This is a genomic window from Inquilinus limosus MP06 (genome assembly GCF_000767795.1).
Classification (GTDB): Bacteria; Pseudomonadota; Alphaproteobacteria; order DSM-16000; family Inquilinaceae; genus Inquilinus; species Inquilinus limosus_E.
The window spans coordinates 1-6,310 of record NZ_JANX01000369.1 but is presented as its reverse complement, the minus strand read 5'-3'; the positions used below and the strand labels follow the sequence as shown (position 1 = coordinate 6,310).

Sequence of the window (6,310 nt, the reverse complement as noted above, 5' to 3'; positions counted from 1 at the left end):
GAGCGCCGGCCTGGCGCAGCGCCGCGGCGATGGCGTGGCCCTGCTTGCCGGAGGAGCGGTTGGCGATGTAGCGCACCGGGTCGATCGGCTCATGCGTCGGGCCGCTGGTGACGATGACGTGCCGGTCGTGCAGCGGGCCGGCGGTGCCGAAGCGGTCGAACTCTTCGAAGTAAGCCTCGACGGCGGCGACGATCTCCAACGGCTCGGACATCCGGCCGGGGCCGTATTCGCCGCAGGCCATCTCGCCGGGATTCGGCCCGACCACGCGCACGCCGCGCCGCTGCAGCAGCGCCAGGTTGTCTCGCGTCGCCGGGTGGTCCCACATCCGGACGTTCATCGCCGGCGCCACCAGCACCGGCTTGTCGGTGGCGAGCAGGGCGGTGGTGGCCAGGTCGTCGGCCAGGCCGGCGGCCATCCGCGCCAGGATGTTGGCGGTGGCCGGGGCCACCACCAGCAGGTCGGCGTCGCGCGACAGGCGGATATGGCCCATCTCCGATTCGTCGGTCAGCGAGAACAGCTCGCGATAGACCTTGTCCTCGGTGAGGGCGGAGACGGCGAGGGGCGTGACGAATTCGGTCGCCGCCTGGGTCAGGATGCAGCGCACCCGGGCGCCCCGCTCGCGCAGGCGCCGGATCAGGTCCAGCGATTTGTAGGCGGCGATGCCGCCCGCGATGACCAGCAGGATGCGGCGGTCACGCAGCGTCAGCGTCACGGCAGGTCCTCGGGGACGGCGGAGGCGAACTACATCGCATGAATGTTCTTTAGGGCGCTCAGCCGGATTCGGCAAGCCCTACGATCGCCGCTTGCGACGAAATGCGCGACGGCGGCCGTGAAATCCTACCCAAAGCCTCGGTTCATCATCCAGTCGATCGCGGCGATGATGGCGTCGCTCTCGGCGGTGAGGTTGGTGACCAGCGGCCCAGACGATCTTTCGGAAGGCTGAGAGTGGCCAAAGTCATCAGGGAGAAGGATTCCCCCTCGATCTCGAACACTGGATTCAACCGTTCACCCTGCGGAAGCCTGGAAATAGCGCGGGTCAGCGGGATGACCACGCGCCTCCGAGATTCCTGGAACAAACTCGACTGCAGGACGACGAAGTAAGGAAATTCGGCCCTCGTCGTTCCAAGATTCCGATGCACGTCGAATTGCGCCATCGACGCTTCAGATCTCGCAATACTCGTCGGCAGGCGATCCGAATCGAGCCTCGTGATCGTTCCAGAACCTCATCAAAGCATCGGTCTCCTCCTGAATCCGCCGGCGTTCGGCCTGTTCGACGGCGGTGAGGAGGCCGGCTTCGGCCGCGGCCGAGACATTGATCCCCATGGCCTTCGCCCGGGCCACGAGGTCGCTGTTCATGCTGCAGTTGACGGGCTTCTTCGGGGCGTCTTCCCGGTAACGGACGAGCATCATTTCATCCACACGATGCGCATATAGATGCCAAGTCTATGCGCAATCCCCTATACATTCAACGTTGCGGCCCCTCGAAAGCCTCAGATCCGCCAGCCCGTGTGGATCGCGGCGATGCCGGCCGACAGATTGGTCCAGCGCACCCGCTCCAGCCCCGCGGCCTCGATTCGCTCGGCCAGGCTCGGCTGGTCGGGGAAGCGGCGGATGCTCTCGACCAGATAGCGGTAGCTGTCCTCGTCCTTGGCCACCACCTTGCCCATGCGCGGGATCACCGCGCGGGAATAGAGGTCGTAGGCGCGGTCCAGGCCCGGCAGCACCACCTTGCTGAACTCGAGGCAGAAGAAGCGCCCGCCCGGCTTCAGCACCCGCCGCGCCTCGCGCAGCGCGTCGTCGATCCGGGTCACGTTCCTGAGGCCGAAGGAGATGGTGTAGACGTCGACCGACCGGTCGGCGACCGGCAGCGATTCGGCGTTGCCGACCATGTGCAGGATCGGGCCGACGCGGCCGCGATCGATCGCCCGGTCGCGGCCGACCGCGACCATGCCTTCGGTCAGGTCGCAGATGATGGCGCGGCCCGTCGGGCCGGCGCGGTCGAGGAAGCGGAAGGCGATGTCGCCGGTGCCGCCGGCCACGTCCAGCAGCACTTCGCCCGGGCGGGGCCGGATGGCCGCGATGAGCTGGGCCTTCCACAGTCGGTGGACGCCGCCGCTCATCAGGTCGTTCATCAGGTCGTAGCGCCGGGCCACGCTGGTGAACACGCCGTGGACGCGGTGGGTCTTCTCCGTCGGGTCGACCTCGGTGTCGCCGAACCAACGGGACTCGGGATTGTGGGGCGCGTCGCTCATGGCCGGGACCATAGCGTCCGGCGCCGGGTCGTGCCAGTGTGCCGGCCATGCCCGAGCTTCCCGAAGTCGAGACCGTTCGCCGCGGCCTGGTGCCCGTCCTGGAAGGCCAGCGCCTGGCCCGCGTCGAACAGCGCCGCCCCGACCTGCGCTTCCCGCTGCCCGAGCGCATGGCCGAGCGGCTGACCGGCCGCCGGATCGTCCGGCTCGACCGCCGCGCCAAATACCTGCTGATCCATCTCGACGACGGCATGGTGCTCCTGATCCATCTCGGCATGTCCGGCCGGATGATGGTCAGCCAGGGCCGGCCGGAGATCGTCAGCCCGCACGACCATGTGGTGTTCGAGACCGAGGCCGGGTCGGTCGTCACCTTCAACGACACCCGCCGCTTCGGCATGATGGACCTAGTCAGCCAGAACGCACTGCACGCCCACAAGGCGCTGGAGGCGCTGGGGCCGGAGCCGCTGTCGGACGAGTTCGACGCCGCCTATCTCGACCAGGCGCTGGCGCGCAAGATCACGCCGATCAAAGCGGCGCTCCTGGACCAGCGCGTGGTCGCCGGCCTGGGCAACATCTATGTCTGCGAGGCGCTGTGGGCGGCGCATATCTCGCCCCGCCGGGTCGCCGCCTCGGTCGCGGGGGTGCGGTCGGCGCGGCTGGTGCCGGAGATCAAGGCCGTGCTGCAGCGCGCCATCGAGGCGGGCGGGTCATCCCTGCGTGACTATGTCCAGGTCGATGGCGAGCTCGGCTATTTCCAGCATTCCTGGTCGGTCTATGACCGCGAGGGCGAGCCGTGCCGGACTCCGAAATGCCGGGGCACGGTGCAGCGCCTGGTCCAGTCCGGCCGCAGCACCTTCTTCTGCCCGGTCTGCCAGCGCTGACCGGGCGTTCGATCAATCCCGATGCGGAGGAAACCTCATGACCGCCAGCTACGAGACCATCTTGGTCGAGACCCGGGGCCGGGTCGGCCTGATCACGCTGAACCGGCCGCAGGCGCTGAACGCCCTGAACGACGCGATCTTCCGGGACCTCGCCCAGGCCCTGGCGGCCTTCGACGCCGATGACGATGTCGGCGCCGTCGTCCTGACCGGGTCGGAGAAGGCCTTCGCCGCCGGCGCCGACATCAAGGAGATGGCGTCGAAGGACTTCATCGCCGCCTATCGCGGCAACCTGATCGAGAACTGGACCTGCATCGTCAAGCTGCGCAAGCCGATCATCGCCGCGGTGGCCGGCTATGCCCTCGGCGGCGGCTGCGAGATCGCGATGATGTGCGACTTCATCATCGCCGCCGACACGGCGAAGTTCGGCCAGCCGGAGATCAAGCTGGGCACCATCCCCGGCTCCGGCGGCACCCAGCGCCTGACCAAGCTGATCGGCCGGTCCAAGGCGATGGACCTGGTGCTGACCGGCCGGATGATGGATGCGGCGGAGGCCGAGCGGTCGGGCCTCGTCGCCCGCGTCGTGCCGGCGGCCGAGCTGCTGGCGGAGGCGGTGAAGGCGGCGGAGACGATCGCCGGCTATTCGCTGCCGATCACGATGATGGCGAAGGAGGCGGTGCACCGCGCCGACGAGACGCCGCTGGCCGAAGGCATCCTGTTCGAGCGGCGGCTGTTCCACGCCACCTTCGCCACCGAGGACCGGCGCGAGGGCATGGCGGCCTTCGCCGAGAAGCGGCCGGCTCGGTTCAAGCACCGCTGAGCCGAACGAAAACGGCGGGCCGAGGCCCGCCGTCTTCACGTCAGCGCTGCGATCTCGTTCAGTCGCGGCCGGGGCCGATCGCCCAGGCGCCGGGGCCGAAGGCGGTGACCATCAGGAGGCCGCCGGCGATGGCGAGGTTCTTCATCGCCATCAGCTGGTTCATCTGCATCTCGGCATCGGCCATGGTCCAGAAGTGATGGACGACAACGATGGTCAGCAGGGTGAAGCCGGCCATGATGAAGGCGGCCAGGCGCGAGAACAGGCCGAGGATCAGGAGGATGCCGCCGCCGAGCTCGACCAGGATGGTCAGCGCGGCGAAGAGCTGCGGCACCGGCAGGCCGTTGGAGGCGACATAGCCAACCGTGCCTTCGAAGCCGGTCAGCTTGCCCCAGCCGGAGACGACGAACAGGACGGCGAGGAAGATGCGGGCGAAGAAAGCGAAGAAAGAAGAAAAGGCCGACATTTCACCATCCGGGTGAGTTGATTCGATGCGACACTATGACATCAACCGCTTCGCCCGGATGGAGAAATCTGCATAAACAGTGTGTTGACGGGCGCGGACGTCAGCTCTTCACCTCGAAGCCGGCGCCGGTCGCGAACTTCCACAGGTTGCGGTAGCCCAGCCGGGCATAGGTCAGCGGATGCGCCTTGGCCGGGTCCTGCTCGGCTTCCACCACCATCCAGCCGCTGTAGCTCTTCGGCAGCGCGTCGAAGATGCGCGGGAAATCGACCATGCCGTCGCCCGGCACGGTGAACAGCCCGCCGATGACGCCGTCGAGGAAGCTCCAATCCTCGTCGCGGACCTTCTGCAGCACGTCGCGGCGGACGTCCTTGGCATGGACGTGGTTGATGCGGCTGGCATAGCGTTTGGCCAGCGCCGCCGGGTCGCCGCCGGCCACGGTCATGTGGCCGGAATCGAGCAGCAGCCCGACCGACAGGCCGGTGTGCTGCATCAGGAGATCGACCTCGGCCTCGCTCTGCACCAGCGTGCCCATGTGGTGGTGATAGGCCAGCCGCACGCCGCGCTTCGCCATGTGATCGCCGACTGCCGTGAGCTTGCGGCCGAATTCCGGCCACGTATCCTCGGGCAGGGTCGGGCGCTGCGTCAGCGGCGTGCCGCGGTCGCCATGCACCGCGCCGGAGGTGTCGCAGAACACCATGACCTTGCAGCCGAGCGCGGCGAGCAGGGCCAGATGCGGCTCCATCGCCGCGGTCTCCTCCTCGACCGAGCGGTCGAGCAGGTTGGCGCTGTACCAGCCCGAGATCAGGGACAGGCGGTGCGACTCCAGGATCGGCCGCAGGGCGTCGGCCTGGCGCGGAAACTTGTTGCCCAGCTCGATGCCGGTGAAGCCGGCCTCGCGCGCCTCGAACAGGCAGGTCTCGAGCGGCGTCTCGCCGCCCAGCTCCGGCAGGTCGTCGTTGCTCCAGGCGATCGGGTTGGTGCCGAGGGTGACGGTCATCGCGGCGGTCTCGTCAGAGGGTGATTGGTCGTATGGGAGGCAGCCCAGGCCCCCTTCACTGTCATGCCCGGGCTTGATCCGGGCATCCAGGACGGCAGGGGCGGCTCCCGGTGGCCCCTGGATCGCCGGGTCAAGCCCGGCGACGACAGGAAAGGGGAAGGTTTCATCGAACGTCAGTTGGAGCGCCGGTGACGGGATGGCCGGCCAGCTGCTGCTCGTAGCCGGCGCGGGCCCGGCGCACCGGGTCGCGGTCGGAGACCTCGGGGACGGCCACGTCCCACCAGGCGCCGCCGGCCTCGGTCGTCACCACCGGGTCGGTGTCGATGACGATGACGCTGGTCTGGTCGGTCGCCTTGGCGCGCAGCAGGGCGCCCTCCAGCTCGGCGATGCCGGCCACCTTCTCCGACGCCGCGCCCATGCTGGCGGCATGGGCGGCGAAGTCGATCGGCTGGGCGCCTTCGATGTCGCGGAACAGGTTGTTGAAGGAGGCGCCGCCGGTGGCGTTCTGCAGCCGGTTGATGCAGCCGAAGCCGCGGTTGTCGAGCACGACGATGGTGAGCTTGACGCCCTGCTGCACCGCGGTCGCGATCTCGGAGTTCATCATCATGTAGCTGCCGTCGCCGACCAGCACATAGACCTCGCGGTCCGGCCGGGCCAGCTTGACGCCGAGGCCGCCGGCGATCTCGTAGCCCATGCAGGAATAGCCGTATTCCAGGTGGTAGCCGCCCGGCGCGTCGGTGCGCCACAGCTTGTGCAGCTCGCCCGGCAGGCCGCCGGCGGCGCAGACCACGACGGCGCCGCGCCCGGCCGCGCGGTTGACCGCGCCCAGCACCTGGGCGTCGGAGGCAGGGGGGCGTTGCTGGCGGCGGTGGCGCGGTCGACCGAGGCGGTCCACTCCGCGAT

Annotated in this window: 9 protein-coding genes; 2 read left to right on the top strand and 7 right to left on the bottom strand. The window is 68.6% G+C overall.

What is annotated here, in order from left to right; translation table 11 throughout:
- From coaBC to P409_RS23130, 4 genes are all read right to left on the bottom strand, one after another.
- The coding region (gene coaBC / locus P409_RS23145) for a bifunctional phosphopantothenoylcysteine decarboxylase/phosphopantothenate--cysteine ligase CoaBC (protein WP_238578748.1) at positions 1-712 on the bottom strand (712 nt) is incomplete at its 3' end.
- Positions 713-857: 145 nt separating this feature from the next.
- Positions 858-1,154, bottom strand: coding sequence for a CcdB family protein (locus tag P409_RS41620; protein ID WP_081991733.1), 297 nt, complete (start codon positions 1,152-1,154; stop codon positions 858-860).
- A 7-nt stretch (positions 1,155-1,161) separates the two neighbouring features.
- The gene (locus P409_RS23135) at positions 1,162-1,407 is read right to left on the bottom strand and encodes a type II toxin-antitoxin system CcdA family antitoxin (RefSeq protein ID WP_161790452.1); all 246 of its coding nucleotides are present in this window, start codon (positions 1,405-1,407) and stop codon (positions 1,162-1,164) included.
- An 83-nt stretch (positions 1,408-1,490) separates the two neighbouring features.
- On the bottom strand, positions 1,491-2,252 hold the full coding sequence (locus tag P409_RS23130) for a class I SAM-dependent methyltransferase (RefSeq protein ID WP_052121248.1): 762 nt from the start codon (positions 2,250-2,252) through the stop codon (positions 1,491-1,493).
- A gap of 47 nt (positions 2,253-2,299) precedes the next feature.
- Between P409_RS23130 and mutM the strand changes: the two genes are divergently transcribed.
- Together mutM and P409_RS23120 are read left to right on the top strand one after the other, a co-directional pair.
- On the top strand, positions 2,300-3,130 hold the full coding sequence (mutM, locus tag P409_RS23125) for a bifunctional DNA-formamidopyrimidine glycosylase/DNA-(apurinic or apyrimidinic site) lyase (protein ID WP_034844246.1): 831 nt from the start codon (positions 2,300-2,302) through the stop codon (positions 3,128-3,130).
- Between the two features lie 37 nt (positions 3,131-3,167).
- Positions 3,168-3,947 carry an enoyl-CoA hydratase gene (locus P409_RS23120; protein WP_034844244.1) on the top strand — a complete coding sequence of 260 codons (780 nt, stop codon included), beginning with the start codon at positions 3,168-3,170 and terminating at the stop codon, positions 3,945-3,947.
- Positions 3,948-4,005: 58 nt separating this feature from the next.
- Here P409_RS23120 and P409_RS23115 read toward each other — a convergent pair whose 3' ends face one another.
- The 3 genes from P409_RS23115 to P409_RS23105 all read right to left on the bottom strand — a co-directional run.
- The gene (locus P409_RS23115) at positions 4,006-4,410 is read right to left on the bottom strand and encodes a DoxX family protein (RefSeq protein ID WP_034844242.1); all 405 of its coding nucleotides are present in this window, start codon (positions 4,408-4,410) and stop codon (positions 4,006-4,008) included.
- 100 nt (positions 4,411-4,510) lie between these two features.
- The gene (gene iolE / locus P409_RS23110) at positions 4,511-5,407 is read right to left on the bottom strand and encodes a myo-inosose-2 dehydratase (RefSeq protein WP_034844240.1); all 897 of its coding nucleotides are present in this window, start codon (positions 5,405-5,407) and stop codon (positions 4,511-4,513) included.
- Positions 5,408-5,570: 163 nt separating this feature from the next.
- The coding region (locus P409_RS23105; protein ID WP_238578747.1) for a thiamine pyrophosphate-dependent enzyme at positions 5,571-6,310 on the bottom strand (740 nt) is incomplete at its 5' end.

Bases quoted from the DNA above. Each gene is read 5' to 3' on its own strand.
- P409_RS41620 (WP_081991733.1), bottom strand. From the start codon at position 1,154: ATGGCGCAATTCGACGTGCATCGGAATCTTGGAACGACGAGGGCCGAA.
- P409_RS23135 (WP_161790452.1), bottom strand. From the start codon at position 1,407: ATGCTCGTCCGTTACCGGGAAGACGCCCCGAAGAAGCCCGTCAACTGC.
- P409_RS23130 (WP_052121248.1), bottom strand. From the start codon at position 2,252: ATGAGCGACGCGCCCCACAATCCCGAGTCCCGTTGGTTCGGCGACACC.
- mutM (WP_034844246.1), top strand. From the start codon at position 2,300: ATGCCCGAGCTTCCCGAAGTCGAGACCGTTCGCCGCGGCCTGGTGCCC.
- P409_RS23120 (WP_034844244.1), top strand. From the start codon at position 3,168: ATGACCGCCAGCTACGAGACCATCTTGGTCGAGACCCGGGGCCGGGTC.
- P409_RS23115 (WP_034844242.1), bottom strand. From the start codon at position 4,410: ATGTCGGCCTTTTCTTCTTTCTTCGCTTTCTTCGCCCGCATCTTCCTC.
- iolE (WP_034844240.1), bottom strand. From the start codon at position 5,407: ATGACCGTCACCCTCGGCACCAACCCGATCGCCTGGAGCAACGACGAC.